Here is a 22275-nt window from a genome sequence, read left to right as displayed (position 1 = left end):
TGATTACTAGAAAGGCTGAAAAATAAATTTGCTTTCGAGACCATTATAAAGTTTAAATAATTATTTTTGCAACTTCTTAAAATTAAAATATTACTTGACATATTATGGTAAAAGATTTATTCGAAAGGATTCAAAACAATAAAGGACCATTAGGAAAATGGGCTTCGCAAGCAGAAGGTTATTTTGTTTTTCCTAAATTGGAAGGTGAATTGGGTCCAAGAATGCAGTTTGGTGGAAAAGATATTTTGAATTGGAGTTTGAATGACTATTTAGGTCTTGCTAATCACCCGGAAGTGCGTCAGGCCGATACCGAAGCAGCAGCACAATATGGAGCAGCTTACCCTATGGGAGCGCGTATGATGAGTGGACATACTAAATATCATGAGCAATTAGAGAGTGAATTGGCTGCTTTTGTAATGAAAGAATCGGCATATTTATTGAATTTTGGCTACCAAGGAATCATGTCAACAATTGATGCACTGGTAACTAAAAATGATGTGATTGTATACGATGTTGATGCTCATGCTTGTATCATTGATGGGGTTCGTTTGCACATGGGCAAACGATTTACATACCGTCATAATGATCTTGCAAGTATGGAAAAAAACTTGGAACGTGCTACAAAATTAGCTGAAGTAACTGGAGGAGGTATTCTTTTTATTACAGAAGGCGTTTTTGGAATGCGTGGACAACAAGGGAAATTGAAGGAAATTGTTGCCATGAAAGAAAGATATAATTTTCGTTTGTTGGTTGATGATGCACATGGTTTTGGAACACTTGGAAAAACTGGAGCTGGGGCAGGTGAGGAGCAAGATTGTCAGGATGGAATAGATATTTATTTCTCAACGTTTGCAAAATCAATGGCAAATATTGGTGCTTTTATTGCCGCAGATAAAGATATTATTGATTATTTAAAATATAATTTACGTTCTCAAATGTTTGCCAAAGCATTACCAATGATTCAAACGATTGGTTCTTTGAAACGATTGGAATTGTTGCGCAACCATCCCGAGTTGAAAGATAAACTTTGGGAAAATGTAAATGCATTGCAAAACGGGTTGAAAAAACGTAATTTTAACATTGGAGACACTAATACCTGTGTAACTCCAGTATATCTGGAAGGAAGTGTGCCAGAAGCAATGATTATGGTAAACGACTTGAGAGAAAATTACGGAATTTTCTTATCTATTGTGATTTATCCTGTGATTCCAAAAGGAATTATTTTGTTAAGAATGATTCCTACTACGTCACATACTTTATCAGATGTTGAGGAAACACTAACAGCTTTTGAAGCCATTCGTGAAAAATTAGAAAATGGTACTTACAAAGAAATAGCGAGTAGAACTACAGTTGATCTGGATGCTTAATTAAGTGTCAAAGTTTGTCTAGTCCTGAAAAAACGACACAGGATTAATAAGAAATAAAAGTACAATTTTTAAACAGTAGTAAGCTCAGGTTTACTACTGTTTTTTGTTTTATAGGTTCTCATTTTAATTTGGTTTTGAGCATGCATTTGATCTGGGGTCAACATATAATTTGAGTAATGCGGACGTTGTATGTTATATGTTTTTATGGCTTCTGCGACAACAGATTTCATAATATGTAAATTTTGATTGTATTTGTCAATCATGAATTCTTGTTTTAAAATCCCGTTTATTCTCTCTGCTACTGCATTCTCATATGGATCAGAGTTCTGTGTCATACTACATAGAATTGCGTTTTCATTTAATATTCTTTGATAATCGTTAGCACAATACTGTAGGCCTCTATCAGAATGATGGATTAATGGAGACTCTTTGTTTTTTCTTTGCTTGACTGCCATTTTCAGTGCTATTAAACTACTTTCTGTGCTGAGATTATCTGCTACATAATACCCGATGATCTTCTTAGAGTAAGCATCTGTAATGATACTTAAATAACAAGGGTTTTCTCTTTTTCCAATGTATGTAATATCGGATACCCACACTTGTTCTGGTCTGTTTATTTCTAAATCAAGAATTTGATTTTGATGCTTTCTAAACCGATGATGAGAATTAGTGGTTATGTGATAGCTGCGTTTTGGCTGTATTAGTAAATGATTAGCTCTAAGGATATCAAAAAATTTATCTCTACCAATGTTCATCAATTGGAGTTTATCCCATAAAAGATATTATAGCTTCCTAGTACCTAATCTAGGCATTGATTTTCTGAGCTCAATCACCATAGAAACTACTTGTGTAGCTTTACTTTGTTTACTGATTTTTCTTCTAATTTTTCGATAATAAACCTGTCTGTCTACCCCGAACAAATAACAGGAGAACATTAGCGTTTGTTGTTCTTTTTGTCTAAAATGGTCGATTGTTCGGGTGGAGAGTTTTTTCTTATGTCAATTTGATATTCTTGCTCAGCGATATCAATCATCATATCGAAAATTATGGCTTTCTTGTCTGATACATAAGCTTGTTGTTCCAAGAAAGATTTCTGCTTCTCCAAGAGTTTTACTTTGGCTTCAAGCTCCATGATCTTTTGTTCAAGTGTCTTAGGCATATTTGAAGGTATTTGGTTTTCCCAATCAAAGTTACCAAATTTTCGTAACCATTGAACTACCGTTGAGCGTGCTTGAATACCATATTGTTTTCTGGCTTGGCTAACTGACAACGTACCCCTTTCGATTTCACTAACGATTTGAAGCTTTAAAGACATACTGTAATCTCTCTGACTTCGCTTTACATAATTTGTTTTTGATTCCATAACGATGTTTTTTGTGTATCGCTATTTCAGGACGGGACAGTTCTTAGATATAAAACCATCAATCTCAGTATTGATGGTTTTTTTTTGAATTTTATTATCTGAAGAAGTAGTATATTTATAAAAACTAAAATTAAAAATGTATGAAAAAAGTAATTTTATTGAATCTGGTTTTTATGAGTGTTTTTGTTTCCTGTAAAAACGAAAAGGAAAAAGTTTCCGTGGAATCAGAAAAAAGTGTTAGTGAAAAGTCAGTATCTTTAGAATGTTACCGTGCAATTCTTAAAAAAGACACTGTTTCATTGACTTTAAATATAAAAAATGGTCTGCTTCTCTCGGGGAATTTAAGCTATAATTTTTATGAAAAAGATAAAAGCAATGGAACATTAATAGGAGAAATAAAAGGAGATACGCTATTTGCAAATTATACTTTTATGTCAGAAGGTATCAGTACGGTTCGTCAAGTAGCTTTCTTGAAACAAGGGGATGCTTATATTGAAGGTTTTGGGGATGTTATTGATGATAACAAAGGAAAGGTAATTTTTAAAGATACAAAACAATTGAATTTTGATAGCAATTTAGTTCTGTCAAAAGTAAATTGTCAAAAGTAAATTTTATTCTAAAATTATAAGATTATCAACAAGTGAAACTAATAAAACAATTCGTTTTTTTTAGACTGTACCAAAAAAGTTAGATATTATTGGGTGCAGTCTAAAAAAACGAATTGTTTTAATTTTATTAAGACTTACATTCTGACAGGGAAAATTACAATTCTGTCCTGTAAGTACATCGCCGTTTGTGAATTTGAGGATCAAAATGTTTCCATAAATTGATGCTGGCGGCGTTATCAACTAATTCAGGAGTCCTGAAACAATTTATAATACCTCTTTCTCTAAAAGTCTCGTAATATTCTTTAAATATAATCGCTGTAACAGCTTTGTTTTGGTATTCTGGCAGTACACCAATAAGGTAGAAAATGACATCTTTACTCTGTTTTTTTGCTTTGAGCAAATGAAGGAATCCAAACGGGAATAATTTTCCTTTTGCCTTTTGTATCGCTTCCGAGAAGGAAGGCATCACAATACTGAAAGCAACTATATTATGATCTTTGTCTTCAACAAATTTGATAAATTCAGGATTGATAAAACTGATGTATTTTTTCTTGAAATATTCTTTTTGCGTGTCTGATATAGCTACAAATGAAGATAATGAAGCATAAGATTTATTGAATAAATCAAACATTTTATCCACATGGGGCATTACTTCTTTGGTGGTTTTAAAATTAAGCGGGCTTAATTGATACCTTCTTTTTACCAAATCATTAGCTTTTTCGAAAAATTCAGGCTTTACGTTTACAAAAGGAAATTTACTTTCTATATATTCCTTTTCTTTTACATAACCCAATTTTTCAAAATGCGATGCATAATAGGGATGATTGTACCAGGTAATCATCGTTCCTATTTCGTCAAAGCCTTCTGTCATGACTCCTACTTTATCTAGATTTGAAAATCCCATAGGGCCTTCCACATATTCTAAATTATTTTTGCGCCCTAATTCATACACTTTTTCTAAAAGTGCTTTGGTTACTTCAATGTCATCAATTGCATCAAACCAACCAAAACGAACTTTCATTTTTTGTTGATCTTTTACTTCACTCCAATTGATGATAGCAGTGATTCTACCAACTATTTTGGCATTTTTTTTAGCAACATAAAAATACGCTTCTGCAGTTTCAAAAGCTGGATTTTTAGTTTTATCAAATCCTTCAAGTTCGTCTGCAATTAATGGAGGAACCCAGTTTTTATTGTTTTTATACAGGGAAAAAGGAAATTTAATAAAATCCGTTAATTCCCTTTTTGTTTTTGCTTCTACTATTGTAATCATTCTGTTTTTTGAAATGCTATGTTTATCCTTTTTTTGTTTTTTTTGCTCTTTTCTCTGCTTTCTTTCCAGAGTCACCTGAATCGATGTCCATTCTTACTTCTTGATAGTTAGCGTCATAACGCCAGGAAAAGCCAATGCCGCCATAAAGTGCCGATGGGGTGTCTTTTAAACTGGTACTTATAGAGGCGTCAATTTGCATGTCTTTGTTTAATAAATAAGCGGCGCCTCCACGAATAATTGCATCGCTGTAAAAATCACTTTTAAAACCTTGGTTTTCTACAAACCCGGACCATTTATCGCTAAAACCTCGGGTCAAAGTAAGTACATAGCCGTAACTTGGAAAATCAGTAGTTACATAATCAGCAATTATATTCGTTACAAAAACCCATCTTCCGTCACCCAAATGGTTCTGGGTTATGATTATTATTTTTGGAGATATACTAGATTCTGCAGAAAAGGAATACGGATTATCTGCCATGGTGAAATTTGCTCCAGCAAATACAGAAACTGCTGGAATTAGTTGGTGCCAGTTGAAAGCTCGATTGGCTTTCCAACTGTAAATATTAACCTTTTTTTCGTAATTTTTAAAAGGATCATAAATCAAATACTTAGCGCCCAAAATGGTTTGCTTGAAATCAGCACGTTTTGAAATATTAAAGAGAGTGTTGTAGGTCTCGTTTTGATATTGTATATCGGCAATCAATTCTAACTTTTCCATAAACAATCCCCATCGTAATGTGGCATCAATGGCAAAACCATTAGCATTATAATTTAATAGACTATGCTTTTGTTTGATACCATACACACCTGTTTCAATCTGGATAACTGATTTTCCAACTGCGAAAGCCGACATGGTTTCCCCTGGTCTGTTCGAGTTGATCTGATCTGTATGTTGGCCATAATGAACGCACGGAATCATTAAAAGGGCCGCAGCAATTAAGATTTTGATTTTAGACATATTATTTTGAGATTAAAAAGTAACAACGCTTTTCAAATGTACTATATTTTATTATTTATTTAAGAGAGATATTTTAATTTTGAGCGCTTGATTTATTATTTTTGAAAAAAATTTCACTCATATGCAAACAGCTTCATTTGTTGGTTTTATAAAAGCACTATTTTATATGATTGCTTTTTACTATATTTTCAGGTTTTTGGCAAAATTATTTTTGCCTTTATTGGTTAAAAAGGTAGTAGAAAAAGCAGGCGAAAACATGCAGAAGCAACAGCAATATGCGCAAGATAATACTTGGAAAAAAACACAAAGTAAGGACGAAGTAATTTACAATACAGCAAATACTAAAAATCCACGCGAAACCAAAATAGTGGGAGATTATGTTGATTACGAAGAAATAGATTAAATTTGTCGGTATTAACAAGTTTTTTACTCTAATCCAAACTTTTTTAAATTGAAAATAATAAATAAGTTCTATCAGCACGCTCTTGCCATACTTGGTTTTGTTATCGTTTCTTTACTTTATTTTTATCCTGTATTGCAAGGAAAACAAATATTTCAATCAGATATTGTGCAGTATACCGGAATGGCTAAAGAGCAAAATGACTTTAGAGCCTCAGACAATATAGAGCCTTATTGGACTAATTCAGCCTTTGGCGGGATGCCTACGTACCAGTTAGGAGCAAAATATCCGCATGATTATATTGGAGTTCTTGATGATGCTTTGCGGTTTTTACCGCGGCCTGCAGATTATTTGTTCTTATATTTTCTAGGTTTTTATGGCTTGATGCTGGTGCTGAAGATAGATCCTTTAAAAGCTTTTTTTGGGGCATTAGCCTTTGGATTGTCCACTTATTTGATTATTATTCTTGGAGTGGGGCATAATGCAAAGGCACATGCGATTGCTTATATGCCACTCGTTATTGCTGGATTTATTTTAGTGTTTCAAAAAAAATATATTCTGGGAGGTTTGATAACACTCTTTGCCACCGCATTAGAAATTAATGCGAATCACTTCCAAATGACCTATTATTTATTGATTTTCTTGCTGATACTATCGGGATATTTTATCTACGAGTTAATTAAACAAAAGCAATATAAATCGTTAATGTATTCCTTTGTAATTTTAGCAGTGGCAGGTGTTTTTGCTATAGGAGCCAATGCGACTAATTTATTAGCAACAGCTGAATATGCGGATTTTAGTACACGTGGAAAAAGTGAATTGAGTTATAATCCTGATGGCTCTAAGAATACTACTGATAGTGCACTGACTCATGATTATATCACGGAATATAGTTATGGAATTACCGAAAGTTTCAATCTGATTGCACCAAGACTTTTTGGTGGTTCAAATAATGAGGCTGTTGGAAAAGACAGCAATATGTATGAATTCATGATTGGTCAGGGTGTGCCGGAAGATCAGGCAACAGATTTTGTTTCTGGAATGCCAACTTATTGGGGTGACCAACCGATAGTTGCAGCTCCTGCCTATATTGGTGTGGTCGTTTTCTTTTTAGGAATTTTAGCCTTATTCATCGATAAAAGAAAAATAAAATATGTGTTCCTTTCGGGAGCTGCTATAGCATTAGTACTTTCATGGGGAAAAAATTTCCCTGTAGTGACGGACTTTTTTATTGATTATGTTCCAATGTATAATAAATTCAGAGCCGTTTCCTCGATACAAGTTATCCTTGAATTGTGTTTTCCTGTTTTGGCAATTATGGGATTACAGTCTTTCTTTCAACTGGATAAAAAAATGCAATGGAAAGCGTTGTATGAAACTGCAATTTTAGGTCTTGGAGTTGTTATAATTTTGTTTTTGGCTAAAGGCATGTTCAGTTTTTCGGGCGGAAACGATGCTTATTTTCAAGAAACGTATGGTCCAGACTTTGTGAATGCACTCAAGCAGGACCGAATGAGTTTGTATAGCGCTGATTTATTGCGTTCTGGTTTTTTTATCTTAATAACCGCAGGCGTTTTATGGTTATTTATTAAAGACAGATTTGCCCAGAAAACAACTATTATAATCGTAGGGTTATTAATGGTTTCTGATTTATTTTTTGTAGATAAAAATTATGTCTCAGGAAAAGATTTCGTTAGCAGAAGCGAAGTGGAAGTTCCTTTTCAGGAATCTCCTTCAGATGTAGAGATTTTAAAAGATACAACTCATTACCGAGTATTTGAAGTTTCAGGGAATTTATCAAGTGCCAGAGCTTCCTATTTTCATAAATCCATAGGTGGTTATAGCGCTGTAAAACCTCGAAGAATGCAGCAATTATTTGATTATCAAATAGCGAATAACAATATGGAAATTCTGGATATGCTAGATGTTAAATATGTAATTCAAACGAATAAAGAAGGCAAAGAATTTCCAACTTCAAATCCAAATGCTAACGGGAATGTCTGGTTTGTGAGTCAAGTAAAATTCGTCAATTCAGCTGATGAAGAGATGAAAGCGTTGGATGGTTTAGATTCTAAAAATGTAGCGGTAGTAAATACTAAAGATTTTGTAATCAAAAATACGGCTTTCACCAAAGACAGTTCAGCTACTATAACTCTAGAAAAATACAAACCTAATTATTTGAAATATGTGTCTAATAATTCAAATGAAGGTTTAGCTGTTTTCTCCGAAATGTATTATGGGAAAGGTTGGAACGCCTATATAGATGGTGAAAAAACGGATCACATTAGAGTGGATTACGTTTTAAGAGGTTTACAAATTCCTGTAGGGAAACACACAGTAGAATTCAAATTTGAACCTCAAGTTGTAAAAACTGGAAGTAGAATTACATTGATTAGTTCAATAGGAATGCTGTTACTTTTGATTGGTGGGGTATATTTTGAAAGAAAAAAGCGAACTAATTAGATAGAGAAGCACTGTAGCGATGCACTGCTGTGCGTCTCTACTAAAATAAAAAAATTAAATTGAAACCAGAATTCAAGAAGATTTTAATAATTACCTATTATTGGCCACCGGCTGGAGGACCAGGTGTTCAACGTTGGCTTAAGTTTGTCAAGTACTTGCCTGATTTTGGCATTCAGCCTGTCGTTTTTATACCGGAGAATCCAACGTATCCTATTGTTGATCAAAACTTGGTTATAGAAATTTCTGATAAAGCGATTATTCTGAAACAGAAGATTTTTGAACCGTACCAACTGGCATCTTTTCTTTCGAAAAACAAAATCAAAAAAATCAGTTCAGGAATTATTCCAAATCAAAAAAAACAGTCTTTTTTGGATAAAACTTTTCTCTGGATTCGGGGTAATCTTTTTATTCCTGATGCGCGCGTTTTTTGGGTAAAACCATCGGTTGCTTATTTGGAAAAATACATTGTTCAAAATAAGATTGACACCATTGTTACTTCCGGACCACCACACAGTCTGCATCTTATTGGATTGGAATTAAAACAAAAATTAGATTTAAAATGGTTTGCTGATTTTCGGGATCCATGGACAACCATTGGTTATCACAAATCATTGCGACTGTCCAGTTTTGCTGCCAAAAAACATAAAGCATTAGAATATCAGGTTTTGAATACAGCCGATACCATTATTGTAACGAGTAAAACTACCAAAACTGAATTTCAAGCGATTACAAATAAACCTATTGCGGTAATTACCAATGGGTATGATACGGAGCAAGTCGAAAAACAAGCCTTGGATACTAAATTTAGTTTGGCGCACATTGGTTCTTTTCTTTCAGAAAGAAATCCTCTGATTTTATGGGAGAGTTTGGTCGAATTAATTCATGAGATTCCAGAGTTCAAATCGCATGTAGAAATTAAACTAATCGGAGCAGTCAGTCAGGAAGTTTTGGAAACGATTTCTCAATTCGGGTTAAACACCTATTTGAATAATTTGGGGTATGTTTCGCATACAGATGCGATCGCACACCAAAGAAAATCACAGGTTTTGTTGCTTATTGAAATTAATTCTGAAGATACTAAAAGTATTATCCCGGGAAAATTATTTGAATATATGGTTTCTAATAGACCTATAGTTGCGATTGGTCCCAACGGCTCTGATTTTGCAGAAATTATTACCAATACAAACACTGGTGTATTCTTTGATTATTCAGAGAAGATGAAACTTAAAAGTGTGATTTTGAACTTTTATAATCAATTTTTAGAAGGAAAATTAAAATCTAATGCCGTAGGTTTACAGCAATATTCCAGAAGAAACCTAACCAAAGAGTTAGCAGGACTGATCAAATAAAAGCTGGATTACCAGTAACCTTAAACCTTAAATTTTAAACTCCTAAAATGGGAATAGTATTAAATCAATCTTTAAAGAATACAATAATTACCTATTTTGGTTTTGGTATTGGGGCAATAAACACACTTTACTTATATCCTATTTTCCTCGGCGCTACCTATTATGCGGTAACGGGCTATATTCTTTCCTGCGCAAATGTTATTATGCCATTATTTGCAATAGGAATGCAGAATACTTTAGTGAAATTTTATTCTCAATACGAATCTGACGAGGAAAGATCTCAGTTTTTATCGTTTACGGTATTGTTTCCTTTGCTTTTGTGTATTCCGTTAGTGTTGATTGGTTTGGTTTTCTTTGATGACATTTTATTTTTTGTAACTAAAAAAAACCCTGTAGTTAACGATTTTATTTGGCTAATTCCATTTATTGGATTGTGTATGGCTTACTTTGAAATTTTTTATGCTTGGGCCAGAGTTCACATGCATTCAGTTTTTGGAAATTTTGTTAAAGAGGTTGGATTAAGGTTGTTTTCCTTATTTGCGCTTATTGGAGTATACTATAAATGGATAACTGTTGTAGAATTTGTGTATGTAACCGCAGGAATATATCTTTTGGCACTAGTGATAACGATGACTTATGCTTTTTATATAAAAAAGCCTAAATTTCAATTTACTAAACCGAACAATGTAAAAGGCATAATAGAGTATACTTTTTACATCATTTTATCAGGAAGTGTAGCAAATTTATTATTGGACGGCGATAAAATTATGCTCAATCAATATATGATTATTGAAAATATAGCCTATTATTCCGTTGCCACTTATATAGCTTTAGTGATATCGGTTCCAAGTAGAGCGATGCATCAAATTGTTTATCCAATTACTGCCAGGCTGATGCATGAAAATAAATTTGAAGAACTCAATGATTTGTATAAAAAAACGTCTATTAATCTACAAGTTGTTGGTGGTTTTGTGATGTTAGGTATTTTTGTGAATATTAATCAACTGTACGAAATGGTTCCAAAAGAATACAGTGGGGGTATTTTGGTGGTTTTCATGATTGGAATTTCAAAGTATTTTGATTTGATTTTAGGGAATAATAATGCTATTATTTTTAATACAAAATATTACAGAGCAGTATTGTTTCTTGGGGTATTTCTGGTTCTTTTAACCATTGCACTAAATATGGTTTTTATTCCATTGTATGGCATCATAGGATCTGCTTTTGCTACTTTATTATCAATTACTTTGTATAGCGTGGCTAAATTGCTTTTTGTAGTCAAGCGTTTGCATTTATATCCTTTCACAAATCAAACGATGTATTCTCTTGGGATTACATTTGTATTATTTCTATTGTTTTATTTCTGGGAATTTCCTTTTGATCCCATACTCAATATCGTTTTAAAATCTATTTTGGTTACCATTTTATACATCTATATTAATTACAAATTTGTGATTTCTGTTGAAATTAATCAGGTAATTAAATTCGTTCTGAAAAGATTTAATTAGGTACTATTTTCTTTAAAAGGATTTTTATAAAAATTTGTAGTAGGTTAGTGATATTTTTTATATTAAAATATCACTGAAAGTGGGTATTGTAAAAGTCTTGATTTGCTATTAATTTTGTCAAAATTGTTGTTGTCAGTTATTACCGCAATAAATCCGAATAAATTACAGTAAGACATATGAGTAGCTATAAAAATAAAAGTGAGGAGAATTTAATTAAATTTTCAACTGTTTTAGAAGATAAAACCAATAAAGGATTTATAGTTTTAGAACGAAATGACAAACTACCTTATGCTATTTTATTAAAAAGGAAAAAAGAGGTAAATCATATTTTTAATTTTTTTGTTTTTTGTGTTACACTTGGACTTTGGTCCGTAGTTTGGATTTATATTGCCCAAGTTTCTTCCAAAGCTAAAAAAATACTGATAGCAGTTGATGAAGATGGAAATACTTTTGAGGAGAAATGTTATATGGGATAAACTGCTATAGTTTATCTTTTAAATAATGACCGGTAACAGATGCTTTTATTTTTGACACCTGTTCTGGAGTTCCTACTGCTAATAACTTACCTCCATTTTCCCCGCCCTCAGGTCCCAAATCAATAATCCAATCGGCACATTTAATTAAATCAAGGTTATGTTCAATAACAATAATCGAATGTCCTTTATCAATCAATGCATCAAAGGATGCTAATAATTTTTTGATATCATGAAAATGCAATCCCGTGGTAGGTTCATCAAAAACAAATAAAGCTTTGTCTTTTGTAGCCCCTTTTACTAAAAAGGATGCCAGTTTTATACGTTGGGCTTCACCTCCGGATAGAGTAGAAGAGGATTGACCTAATTGAACATAACCCAGACCTACATCTTGCAAAGGCTGTAATTTTTGAGTTATTTTAGGTTGTTTATTAGTATTGAAAAAAGAAATAGCATCGTCTATGGTCATCGTGAGAATATCATGAATATTTTTACTTTCAAATGCTACTTCCAGTACTTCTTTCTTGAATCGCTTCCCGTTGCAAGTTTCACAAGGCAATTGAACATCAGCCATAAAAACCATTTCTACGTTGATAGCACCTTCCCCTTTGCAAGTTTCACATCTCCCCCCATCAACATTAAAAGAAAAATGTTTGGCTTGATAGCCTCTAATCGTTGATAGTTTTTGTTTAGCATACAATTCGCGGATATCGTCATAAGCCTTAATATAGGTTACAGGATTAGAACGGGAACTTCTTCCTATAGGGTTTTGATCTACATATTCGATGTGTTTTATTTGAGAAAATGAACCGGACATCTCACTGAACTGGCCTGCTTTTTCCCCAACATTCTCCAGTTTTTTTTGCATTGCTGGGAACAAAATTTTCTTCACTAAAGTACTTTTTCCGCTTCCTGACACACCAGTAATTACAGTTAACACATCTAAAGGAAAGGTCACATCTATATTTTGAAGATTATTCTCTCGAGCCCCTTTTATATCAATAAAGTTCTTGAAAAGTCTTCTTTTTTTAGGAACACTAATTTCTAAATCTCCATTGAGATACTTCGCGGTTAGTGAAGTAGATTTTAGGATTTCAGCATAGGTTCCCTGAGCGACTAAATGACCTCCAAAAGTTCCTGCTTCCGGACCAATATCAATAATCATATCGGCAGCTTTCATAATATCTTCATCGTGTTCTACAACAATTACAGTATTTCCTAAATCACGGAGGGAGAGCAATACTTTTATCAAGCGTTCCGTGTCTTTTGGATGTAAACCAATACTGGGTTCGTCTAGGATATACATTGATCCCACTAAGCTGCTCCCTAATGAAGTAGCTAAGTTGATGCGTTGTGATTCACCTCCAGAAAGTGTTGCAGAATTTCTGTTTAAAGTTAAGTAGTCTAATCCTACTTCGGTTAAAAATGATAAACGGTTGTTAATCTCCACCATTAATCGCTTCGCAATTTGCTTTTCATAAACATCTAAATCTATATTTTTGAAAAAGGCAACTAGATGTTTAATCGGTAAATCAACTAAATCCGAAACTGTCTTGGAGTTAATTTTTACGTAAGAAGCTTCTATTCTTAAACGTTTTCCTTTACAAGCATGGCATTTAGTTTTGCCACGATAACGCGAAAGCATCACACGATTTTGTATTTTATAATTTTTTTCTTCCAGTTCTTTAAAGAAATCATTCAACCCTTGAAAGTAGCTATTTCCATTCCAAATTAATTCTTTCTGATCTTCAGATAATTCATAATAGGGTTTGTGAATAGGAAAGTCAAATTTATAGGCTTTGTTGACCAATTCATCTCTAAACCAGCTCATGCTTTCGCCACGCCAGGGGAAAATAGCATTTTCATAAACGGATAATGTGGTGTTTGGCACCACCAGTTCAGCATCAATACCAATAATATTTCCATATCCTTCACAAACAGGACAGGCTCCATACGGATTGTTGAAACTGAACAAATGAACGTTGGGTTCTAAAAAGGTCAGTCCGTCCAACTCAAAATTATTGGAATAGGAAAACTTTTTATCGGAATTTAATTCCTGTAAATGACAGATTCCTTTTCCTTCAAAAAAAGCAGTTTGTACCGCATCAGCCAATCGATTATAGAATTCTTCTTCCTCTTTTACTACAATTCTGTCTATGATCAGAAAAAGATCTTTTTTTTCAAGTGAATCCGGTAAATCATCCAAACGCACCATTTCATTATTTACCAAAATCCGGGCAAAACCCTGTTGCAAAAGCACTTTTAATTTGTCTTCCAGTTTTCTTCCTTCTTCTAAGTGTATCGGAGCAAGGAGCAACCATTTGCTATCAAGTTCAAAACTTTTTACATCAGTAACCACATCAGTAACGGTATTTTTCTTGACTTCACGATCAGATATAGGAGAATAGGTCCGTCCAATTCGAGCAAAAAGTAATTTTATATAGTCGTATATTTCGGTTGAAGTTCCTACTGTAGAACGGGCATTAGTGGTGTTTACTTTTTGTTCAATAGCAATTGCAGGAGCAATTCCTTTGATGTATTCCACTTTTGGTTTATCCAATCTTCCCAGAAATTGTCTTGCATAGGACGATAAACTTTCCACATATCGGCGTTGTCCTTCGGCATATAATGTATCGAAAGCCAAACTTGATTTTCCAGAACCCGAAAGACCCGTAATCACCACTAATTTATTTCGTGGGATCGCTACATCTACATTTTTCAAGTTATGTACTTTAGCGCCTTTAATGATGATGTTTTTCTTCGGATCTAATTTTGAAAGGTCAACTTGCATAAAATGATAATTTTCACAAAAGTAATCAATTTTCAATTGAGTAAAAGGATTGAACAAGTCACAAATAATGCTTAAAAGCTCGGCGAACGAATGTTTTTTTATTTGACTTTTATGTTTTTTTTTTATAATTCATTTAGAATCAGTATTTGTTTTTATATTTTAAGAATTTAATTACAGAAATTATTATTTTTTTTCGACGGCATACTATTTGTATTGTAAATGTGAAAAAAGTTTAAATTTTTTTACAAATTATAAGTTTGATATGTTAATTTTTATTAATTTTATTTGCTTGTTGAAATAATAATTTGTTAAATTTGAAAACTTAAATAACCTATAAATACTTTAGCCTATACTTAAAAACTACTTTTTAGAGAAAAATCTCCAATTTTAATTAAAAACTAAAAAGTATTATTATGGTTAATATACAAATCCCAGACGCGTCATTAGTAAAGGAATATGTGGCCGGTAATGAGGATGCCTTAGCTAAACTAATAAAAAGGCATGAATCAAAAATTTATGGATTTATTTACTCCAAAATTCCAGACAAGGAGACTACTAACGATATATTTCAAGATACATTTATCAAAGTTATTAATACCTTGAAATCAAACTCATATAATGAAGAAGGTAAATTTTTGCCATGGGTGATGCGCATTTCTCATAATCTAGTTATTGATCATTACCGAAAGACTAAAAAAATGCCAATGTTCAGAGAAACGGAGGAATTTTCTATTTTTTCGATTATGTCTGATGATTCTTTGACTATTGAAAATAAAATAATATCAGAACAAGTCGAGATGGATTTAAAGAAATTAATTGAGGGACTTCCCGCTGATCAAAAAGAAGTATTAGTAATGAGAATGTATCAGGACATGAGTTTCAAGGAAATTTCTGAATCTACAGGTGTAAGTATTAATACAGCTTTAGGAAGAATGCGTTATGCTTTGATGAATTTGAGAAAAGTAATTGATAAACACCAAATTGTTTTAACTAATTAACAATATCTTGAAACTAGCTGCGTTGTAATAATAAACGAATATTTATTATTTTTATGGCAAAAACTTACTCAAAAAAACCGTTAGTTTCTCAAACAATGAAACCAAATAAAGAGACAATTTCTTTTTTATTAAGCTACTCCAAGGCGTTGAGCATAATAAAAATTGACAATAGAAGTTTCGAAATTATATCGAATTAAGCTTTCTTTGATTAAGATAAAATCAACTTAATATTTAAATTTGATATTATTAAGCTTAAAATCCCCCTATTTCTAATGAAAATAGAGGGATTTTGCATTTGTGATCTGTTTATTTTTTATAATACGATTCGAGAACCGTTTTTCTTCCAATGGTTTTCGTGATAAGGTCATTTTCTAAATTCCAACCACGAGCAGGTGAATATTGCCTTCCATACCAAATAATCTGAAGGTGTAGATCGTTCCAGATTTCCTCAGGAAAAATGCGTTTGGCATCTTTTTCAGTTTGCACCACATTTTTTCCATTGGTTAAATTCCACCGGTACATTAAACGATGAATATGTGTATCAACAGGGAAAGCAGGTACTCCAAAAGCTTGAGACATTACTACACTAGCCGTTTTATGCCCTACAGCTGGTAATTCCTCCAGAAACTCAAAACTTTGAGGGACCTTTCCGCTATGTTTGTCAATTAAGATATGTGATAAACCATGAATTCCTTTTGATTTCATTGGCGATAGACCGCATGGACGAATGATTTCTTTAATTTCCTCAACAGACATTTTTATCATATCGTAAGGATTGTCAGCTTTCGCAAAAAGTAACGGTGTAATTTGGTTCACCCGAACGTCTGTGCATTGTGCTGATAATAATACAGCAATCAACAATGTGTAAGGATCCTTATGGTCTAAGGGAATAGGTATAGTTGGGTATAACTCTTTTAACGTATTTATAACAAACGTTACACGTTCTTGTTTATTCATTATTCATTAAATTTGAGTTGTAAAGAAAAACAATTTCATTGGCAATAGCAAAATTCAATTTCGATTCAAATAAATAAAATTTTAAACAATGACAACATTAAAAAAAGGAGATAAAGCGCCAAATTTCTCTGCTCTTGATCAAGATGGAAAAACACATCGATTAGCAGATTATGCAGGTAAAAAATTAGTTGTATTCTTTTACCCAAAAGCAAATACACCAGGATGTACAGCTGAAGCTTGTGACTTAAGAGATAATTTTGAACAATTTCAAGCCAATAATTATGCACTTCTGGGTGTTAGTGCAGATGCGCAAAAAGCCCAAGCTAAATTCAAAGAAAAATATGATTTTCCTTTTCCACTACTTGCAGATGAAGATAAATCAGTTATTCAAGCCTTTGGAGTTTGGGGTCCCAAAAAATTTATGGGTAAAGAATATGATGGTATTCACAGAACGACTTTTGTGATCGATGAAAAGGGAGTTATTGAGGAGGTACTTTCAGATGTAAAAACAAAAGCGCACGCCGCTCAAATATTAAAATAAAAGATAGAAAATTAAAAGAAAAAGCCAAGAAACAAGATCGCGATGTAATCTTATATCTTGGCTTTTTTGTGGAAACACTATTTAATTTCCTTTAATACTTTATTGGGATCAAAACCAAAAAGTCTGTGCTCCTTAATTATTTCTGCAATACCAGAAGGAAGCATTATTTCCCAACCTGGTTTTCCTTGATTAATCATATTGAGCACTTCTCTTGAGAAGACTTCTAGGATTTCAGGATCATAATCATCAATATCGACTACTTTTCCGTTGAATTTAAAGAATTTGTATAATTCTTTCATTCTGGGATGTACTTTTAAATTTTCGGAGGTGATAATTTCTCCATTTTCTCCTATCATTGGATATAGAAATACTTTCATATCTCGATAGAACAATTTTCCAAAAGCTTCTAAAATACCACCACTAAGATGACGGTAATATTTCTCATCAAAAATATCCACTAAATTATTTACGCCCATGGCAAGACCCATTCTGGCCTTGGTATAATTAGCGAAATATTCTACTACTTTATAATATTCCTGAAAGTTTGAAATCATTACTGTTTGTCCTAATGAACACAGTAATTCTGCCCGATCCATAAAATCTCTTTCATCGATTTCACCATCAGAGCGCAAGTTTGATAACGTAATTTCAAAAATTACAAGGGTATTTTGAGCATTTACTTTATTTTCGTTTAGAAACATTTTCAATGATTTCTCATACATGTCCATGTTTACTTTGGTAACGGGACGAAAACTACCTCTAAAAGCAAGAATATTTTTCTTGTATAAAATAGCTGCAGGAAGAATGTTTTTACCTTCAGGATTAAACATTACCGCATCAGTCATTCCATTTTTTACCAATTGTAAACTCATTAAGCGATTGTCTACATCAGCAAAACGTGGTCCTGAAAAATTTATAGTATCTATTTCTAATTGATCTTTATCTAAATGGTCATACAAATAACGCAACAATCGTTTGGGATCATTGTATTTGTAATATGCACCATAAATTAAATTAACTCCCAGGATTCCGAGTGTTTCTTGTTGTAAACGAACGTCAGTCTCTTTAAATCGTATGTGAATAATAATTTCGTTATAATCCTCATCGGGTTCAATTTGGTAACTTATTCCAACCCATCCATGTCCCTTGAATTGTTTAGCAAAATCTATAGTAGCAACAGTATTAGCATAGCTAAAAAACATCTTGTTAGGATGTTTTTCCCTGCTCAAGCGTTTTTCTATTAAATTTACTTCATGAGACAGCATTTTTTTTAGTCGGCTTTCAGTTACGTATCGGCCGTCTTCTTCAATACCATATACGGCATCACTAAAATCTTTATCATAAGCTGACATCGCTTTTGCGATTGTTCCAGACGACCCTCCAGATCTAAAAAAATGTCTTACAGTTTCCTGTCCTGCTCCAATTTCTGCGAAAGTTCCGTAAATATTTTCATTCAGATTGATACGGAGTGCTTTATCTTTTATTGAAGGGATTTGTTCAATGATTTTATCACCTTTTAATCTTATTTCTGTATCCATTTTCTTTTAATATGGCTAATATGTTGCAAAGTTAATGAAATAGGTTTCTAATGAAAGGTAATTAACCCTATTTTTGTAAATAAAATCAAGAACGTTGAAGGTATATTTTTTAGGGACTGGCACGTCACAAGGCATTCCAGTTATTGGGAGTAATCATCCAGTATGTAAAAGCACTGATTCTAAAGATAAAAGGCTAAGAGTTTCAGTTTGGATATCTTGGGAGAATTATTCTTTAGTTATTGATTGCGGACCTGATTTTAGACAACAAATGTTATCCTCAAATTGCCAGAAAGTGGATGCTATCTTATTTACTCATGAACATTCAGATCATACTGCGGGAATAGATGATATTCGACCGTTTAATTTTAGGCAAGGGGACATGCCAATTTATGCCCATGATCGAGTAATAAAAAATCTGAAAAGAAGGTTTGAGTACGTTTTTGAAACCATAAACAAATACCCCGGAGCACCGTCTGTACAAACGATACAAGTTTTCAATAACGAACCGTTTTGTATTGGTAATAAAACCGTAATTCCTGTCAATGTAATGCACGGAAATCTTCAGGTTTTTGGGTATAGAATTGACGATTTTGCTTATTTAACGGATGTAAAAACTATTGCCGATAGTGAAATTGCAAAGCTAAAAAAGCTAAAGGTATTGGTAATAAATGCTTTACGCGAAGAGCCTCATGACACACATTTCAATTTGAAAGAAGCGTTAGATTTTATAACTTTGGTACAGCCAGATATTACTTATCTTACCCATATTAGTCATATAATGGGATATCATGAAGAAGTTCAAAAAAATCTTCCAAGAAATGTTTTTCTGGCTTACGATAATTTAGAAATTACTATTTAATTCAATTAAAATGAAAAAATCATTATTCCTTTACCTAACTATCCTTGCTGTACTCTCTACTGTTTTTACCTATATGTTTTTGAGTAAAGAAGTAGCTTTTGAACAAAAAAGGTATGATAAAACGACCAAAAAATTAAGAGACAGTCTAGCTTTAGTTTCAAATCAGTTAGTTGATGCCAACTATTTTTCTTTGGAGAAAAACGAGAACGCCCAAAATTATTTTGAGTCTGGAAATAGAAGTAAAATAATACAATATGAAAAATTAATACCTTTTGTTACGGAAAAATTAATGGACTTTAATTCAAATCCTAAAGGAAATCCTTATACAGGTCAAGATCAAATAGGTGCTAATAAATTTATTATAAATAAGGTCAAAATTCTAAACCACCGATGGATTATCGCTGACTATAGTAATAGTGAAATATGGGGTGAAGTTTTGTTAAAGTATTTTGTAAATGAGGATGAAAGCATCACATTTGAAGTAAATCAGTCGTTATTATATCAGAAATAAGTGTCTTCTCACAGTATTGAATTACATCAGTACTCAATACTGCGAGCGTAAACTAGAGACTATTTTTCAAGAAGCCAACTTTTGAAATCATAAAAATTTTGAGGAGCGATCCCGTGCCCTATTGGATATTCTTTATAGATATGGTTTATAGATAAATTTTTCAATATCTCAGGCGTTTTTCTGGCCCATTCTACAGGGATCACTTGGTCTACAGTACCGTGTGAAGCAAATATTTTCAGGGCAGTAAAGTTGTTTTTAAGGTAATCATCAGATACTATCTCTAAATTTAAATAGCCGCTCATAGCCACTACTTTTTGAATTTTTTCTGGATAAGAAAGTGCAACTGCATAACTCAATATGGATCCTTGGCTGAAACCAACTAGAACAATTTGTGTTGCATCTATTGGATAATTAGCAATTAATTCGTCAATAAATCCGGCAATTAGATCTCTTGACACTTTGGCTTGTTCGTGATCTGAAAATTTGTTTTCGTCTGCGTCAAAGTTTATTGCATACCAAGCATAACTACCGTATTGTAAATCATAGGGAGCTCTGGCTGAGATAATATAATATTCCTCTGGTAGCTCTTCCGCAAAAGAGAATAAGTCTTCTTCGTTGCTACCGTATCCATGTAATAAAAGGATAACGGGATTTTTATCTAATTTTATTTTAGGTTCTTGTATTTTATATTCTAAAGATAAATTCATTGAATTATGATATATTTATAAGCCATTTTTGAAAATAAGTTCCCAATAAAGGAACGGGTTTTGTTTCTCCTTTAATAGCACTGGTGATGCCATAAGACCATAAAACAAATACGAAAATCCACATTGGAGCTGAAATCAGTAAGCTGTCAAAATTACTAATGATTAGTCCTAGTGATATAAAAGTCAAAGTGAGTCCTAATCCTTGTCGAATGTGAAAGGAAGCAAACGCATTTTTGTCTTCGGAGTTCATAGACATCGCTATAAATACGCCAATGCCAAAAATATAACTTGTAATGGCGGCAGTTTTCCCTGTTTCGGTATTAGTGCTATTATTCATGTTTTTTATACTAAAATTAATTTTCCCTGATTTATTATCCCATGAACTTTTCCTTTAATTTCTGTTCCCAGAAATGCAGAATTTTTAGATTTTGATAGAATTGATGCTTTACTAAAAATACCTTTTGGTTCTGGATTGAACAAGGTCATATTTACTTTTGAACCTTCATTAATGATATGTACGTCAATTCCAAATCTAGATTTCCCAGCAGTCAATTTCTCAATTACTGTTTCTAATGGCAATATGGTCATCAAAGCACCAAAAGCACTTTCCATTCCAATCGTTCCATTCTTGGCACCATCAAATTCCATTTTCTTGTGTTCAATATCTATAGGATTATGGTCGGATGTAATCATGTCTATTGTTCCGTCTTTTAGGCCTTTTAGCAATGCTTTTCTATCCGTTTCAGTTCTAAGTGGTGGCGAAACTTTATAGCGGGTATCAAAACCTTCCAGTTTTTCATCCGTTAAAACTAAATGATGTACCGCTACACTGCAGGTTACATTCAATCCATTAGCTTTAGCTTCTTTAATTAATTGGACTGATTTTTTAGTCGAAATCGTAGGAATGTGTAGTTTCCCTCCCGTATATTCTAATAGGAATAAATTTCTTGCGATTTGTAATTCTTCAGCAAGATTTGGAATTCCTTTCAAACCTAATCGGGTAGATACAACGCCTTCATTTGCTACTCCGGTTCCTTTAATATTTTCGTCTTGGGAAAAAGCAAGAAGCAATCCATCAAAATCCTGAACGTATTGTAAGGCGATTTTTAGCAAATTAGCATTGTTCAGACTCTTATTATAATCTCCAAAAGCGACTGCTCCGGATTTTTTCATATCATACAATTCGGCCATGTCTTTTCCTTCGCTTTCTTTGCTTAAAGCACCTATAGGATACAGTTGAGTTGCAAATCCTATAGCTTTGTTTAAAACAAAATTTACTTGGGATTGATTGTCAATGATAGGGAAGGAGTGGGGTTGTAATGCTATTGCAGTAAACCCACTTTTGGCAGCAACATTAAGTCCGTTTGCTATGGTTTCTCGGTCTTCAAACCCGGGTTCTCCTAATGAAACGCTGCTGTCAAACCACCCTTGTGAAATATGTAAATTATCAAGTTTTACTTCTTCCGCTTTTTCTGGATTTGGGAGTGAAGTTCCAATTTTTTTTATAAAATCATCAACAATTAAAAGATCTACTGTCTTATTATGAAAGGGACTTTTCGAATCGATAATTTTAGCACCTCTGATGATTAATTTCATATGTAGATAATATTT

General features: G+C 32.9%; 21 protein-coding genes. 11 read left to right on the top strand and 10 right to left on the bottom strand.

Features of this window, described 5'->3' with window-relative positions; translation table 11 throughout:
* Positions 1-104: 104 nt before the first annotated feature.
* Complete coding sequence (locus ACNQF9_RS00290; protein WP_417958231.1) at positions 105-1367, top strand: cysteate-C-fatty acyltransferase; 1263 nt, start codon at positions 105-107, stop codon at positions 1365-1367.
* A gap of 68 nt (positions 1368-1435) precedes the next feature.
* Here the strand turns inward: ACNQF9_RS00290 and ACNQF9_RS00285 are convergent, their stop codons facing one another.
* On the bottom strand, positions 1436-2122 hold the full coding sequence (locus ACNQF9_RS00285) for an IS3 family transposase (RefSeq protein WP_417958229.1): 687 nt from the start codon (positions 2120-2122) through the stop codon (positions 1436-1438).
* 179 nt (positions 2123-2301) lie between these two features.
* A complete protein-coding gene (locus ACNQF9_RS00280; RefSeq protein WP_417958228.1) occupies positions 2302-2730 on the bottom strand; it encodes a transposase in 429 nt (142 codons plus the stop codon).
* Positions 2731-2870: 140 nt separating this feature from the next.
* Between ACNQF9_RS00280 and ACNQF9_RS00275 the strand changes: the two genes are divergently transcribed.
* The gene (locus tag ACNQF9_RS00275) at positions 2871-3338 is read left to right on the top strand and encodes a hypothetical protein (RefSeq protein WP_417958227.1); all 468 of its coding nucleotides are present in this window, start codon (positions 2871-2873) and stop codon (positions 3336-3338) included.
* Positions 3339-3492: 154 nt separating this feature from the next.
* On the opposite strand, the gene ACNQF9_RS00270 is transcribed toward ACNQF9_RS00275, so the two are convergent.
* Both ACNQF9_RS00270 and ACNQF9_RS00265 read right to left on the bottom strand, forming a co-directional pair.
* Positions 3493-4611, bottom strand: a complete 1119-nt coding sequence (locus ACNQF9_RS00270; RefSeq protein ID WP_417958225.1) for a GTP cyclohydrolase — start codon at positions 4609-4611, stop codon at positions 3493-3495.
* A 22-nt stretch (positions 4612-4633) separates the two neighbouring features.
* Entirely contained in the window at positions 4634-5569 is a 936-nt protein-coding gene (locus ACNQF9_RS00265) for a transporter (RefSeq protein ID WP_417989396.1), read from the bottom strand.
* Positions 5570-5690: 121 nt separating this feature from the next.
* On the opposite strand from ACNQF9_RS00265, the gene ACNQF9_RS00260 reads away from it, so the two are divergent.
* The 5 genes from ACNQF9_RS00260 to ACNQF9_RS00240 all read left to right on the top strand — a co-directional run bounded on the left by ACNQF9_RS00260 (position 5691) and on the right by ACNQF9_RS00240 (position 11765).
* Positions 5691-5972 (top strand): DUF4834 family protein, encoded by a 282-nt coding sequence (locus ACNQF9_RS00260; protein WP_417958223.1) that lies wholly within the window; start codon positions 5691-5693, stop codon positions 5970-5972.
* A gap of 48 nt (positions 5973-6020) precedes the next feature.
* A complete protein-coding gene (locus tag ACNQF9_RS00255) occupies positions 6021-8432 on the top strand; it encodes a YfhO family protein (RefSeq protein WP_417989395.1) in 2412 nt (803 codons plus the stop codon).
* Positions 8433-8491: 59 nt separating this feature from the next.
* A complete protein-coding gene (locus ACNQF9_RS00250) occupies positions 8492-9781 on the top strand; it encodes a glycosyltransferase family 4 protein (protein WP_417958221.1) in 1290 nt (429 codons plus the stop codon).
* 47 nt (positions 9782-9828) lie between these two features.
* Positions 9829-11289, top strand: coding sequence for an oligosaccharide flippase family protein (locus tag ACNQF9_RS00245; RefSeq protein ID WP_417958220.1), 1461 nt, complete (start codon positions 9829-9831; stop codon positions 11287-11289).
* A 176-nt stretch (positions 11290-11465) separates the two neighbouring features.
* Positions 11466-11765 carry a hypothetical protein gene (locus ACNQF9_RS00240; protein WP_417958219.1) on the top strand — a complete coding sequence of 100 codons (300 nt, stop codon included), beginning with the start codon at positions 11466-11468 and terminating at the stop codon, positions 11763-11765.
* A gap of 4 nt (positions 11766-11769) precedes the next feature.
* Here the strand turns inward: ACNQF9_RS00240 and uvrA are convergent, their stop codons facing one another.
* Entirely contained in the window at positions 11770-14553 is a 2784-nt protein-coding gene (gene uvrA, locus ACNQF9_RS00235; RefSeq protein WP_417989394.1) for an excinuclease ABC subunit UvrA, read from the bottom strand.
* 413 nt (positions 14554-14966) lie between these two features.
* Between uvrA and ACNQF9_RS00230 the strand changes: the two genes are divergently transcribed.
* Positions 14967-15551 (top strand): RNA polymerase sigma factor, encoded by a 585-nt coding sequence (locus ACNQF9_RS00230; RefSeq protein WP_417958217.1) that lies wholly within the window; start codon positions 14967-14969, stop codon positions 15549-15551.
* Positions 15552-15857: 306 nt separating this feature from the next.
* Here ACNQF9_RS00230 and ACNQF9_RS00225 read toward each other — a convergent pair whose 3' ends face one another.
* Positions 15858-16508: an endonuclease III domain-containing protein gene (locus tag ACNQF9_RS00225; protein ID WP_417958216.1), complete on the bottom strand. Its 651-nt coding sequence runs from the start codon at positions 16506-16508 to the stop codon at positions 15858-15860.
* An 88-nt stretch (positions 16509-16596) separates the two neighbouring features.
* Here ACNQF9_RS00225 and bcp point away from each other — a divergent pair, with 88 nt between their 5' ends.
* Positions 16597-17049 carry a thioredoxin-dependent thiol peroxidase gene (bcp, locus tag ACNQF9_RS00220; RefSeq protein WP_417989393.1) on the top strand — a complete coding sequence of 151 codons (453 nt, stop codon included), beginning with the start codon at positions 16597-16599 and terminating at the stop codon, positions 17047-17049.
* Positions 17050-17126: 77 nt separating this feature from the next.
* On the opposite strand, the gene ACNQF9_RS00215 is transcribed toward bcp, so the two are convergent.
* Positions 17127-18587 (bottom strand): TonB-dependent receptor, encoded by a 1461-nt coding sequence (locus ACNQF9_RS00215; RefSeq protein WP_417989392.1) that lies wholly within the window; start codon positions 18585-18587, stop codon positions 17127-17129.
* Between the two features lie 94 nt (positions 18588-18681).
* Between ACNQF9_RS00215 and ACNQF9_RS00210 the strand changes: the two genes are divergently transcribed.
* Entirely contained in the window at positions 18682-19446 is a 765-nt protein-coding gene (locus ACNQF9_RS00210) for an MBL fold metallo-hydrolase (protein ID WP_417989391.1), read from the top strand.
* Positions 19447-19456: 10 nt separating this feature from the next.
* A complete protein-coding gene (locus tag ACNQF9_RS00205; protein WP_417989390.1) occupies positions 19457-19957 on the top strand; it encodes a hypothetical protein in 501 nt (166 codons plus the stop codon).
* Between the two features lie 59 nt (positions 19958-20016).
* Here ACNQF9_RS00205 and ACNQF9_RS00200 read toward each other — a convergent pair whose 3' ends face one another.
* From ACNQF9_RS00200 to ACNQF9_RS00190, 3 genes are read right to left on the bottom strand one after another with little or no spacing between them, the layout of a single operon-like run.
* Positions 20017-20664, bottom strand: a complete 648-nt coding sequence (locus ACNQF9_RS00200) for an alpha/beta hydrolase (RefSeq protein WP_417989389.1) — start codon at positions 20662-20664, stop codon at positions 20017-20019.
* 4 nt (positions 20665-20668) lie between these two features.
* Positions 20669-21001 carry a hypothetical protein gene (locus tag ACNQF9_RS00195; protein WP_417958210.1) on the bottom strand — a complete coding sequence of 111 codons (333 nt, stop codon included), beginning with the start codon at positions 20999-21001 and terminating at the stop codon, positions 20669-20671.
* Between the two features lie 5 nt (positions 21002-21006).
* Positions 21007-22260: a dihydroorotase gene (locus ACNQF9_RS00190; protein ID WP_417989388.1), complete on the bottom strand. Its 1254-nt coding sequence runs from the start codon at positions 22258-22260 to the stop codon at positions 21007-21009.
* Positions 22261-22275: the final 15 nt, after the last annotated feature.

The organism is Flavobacterium amylolyticum, from assembly GCF_048284335.1.
In the GTDB taxonomy this organism is placed as follows: Bacteria; Bacteroidota; Bacteroidia; order Flavobacteriales; family Flavobacteriaceae; genus Flavobacterium.
The sequence above is the reverse complement of the archived record's forward strand: the minus strand, read 5'-3'. Positions and strand labels throughout refer to the sequence as shown.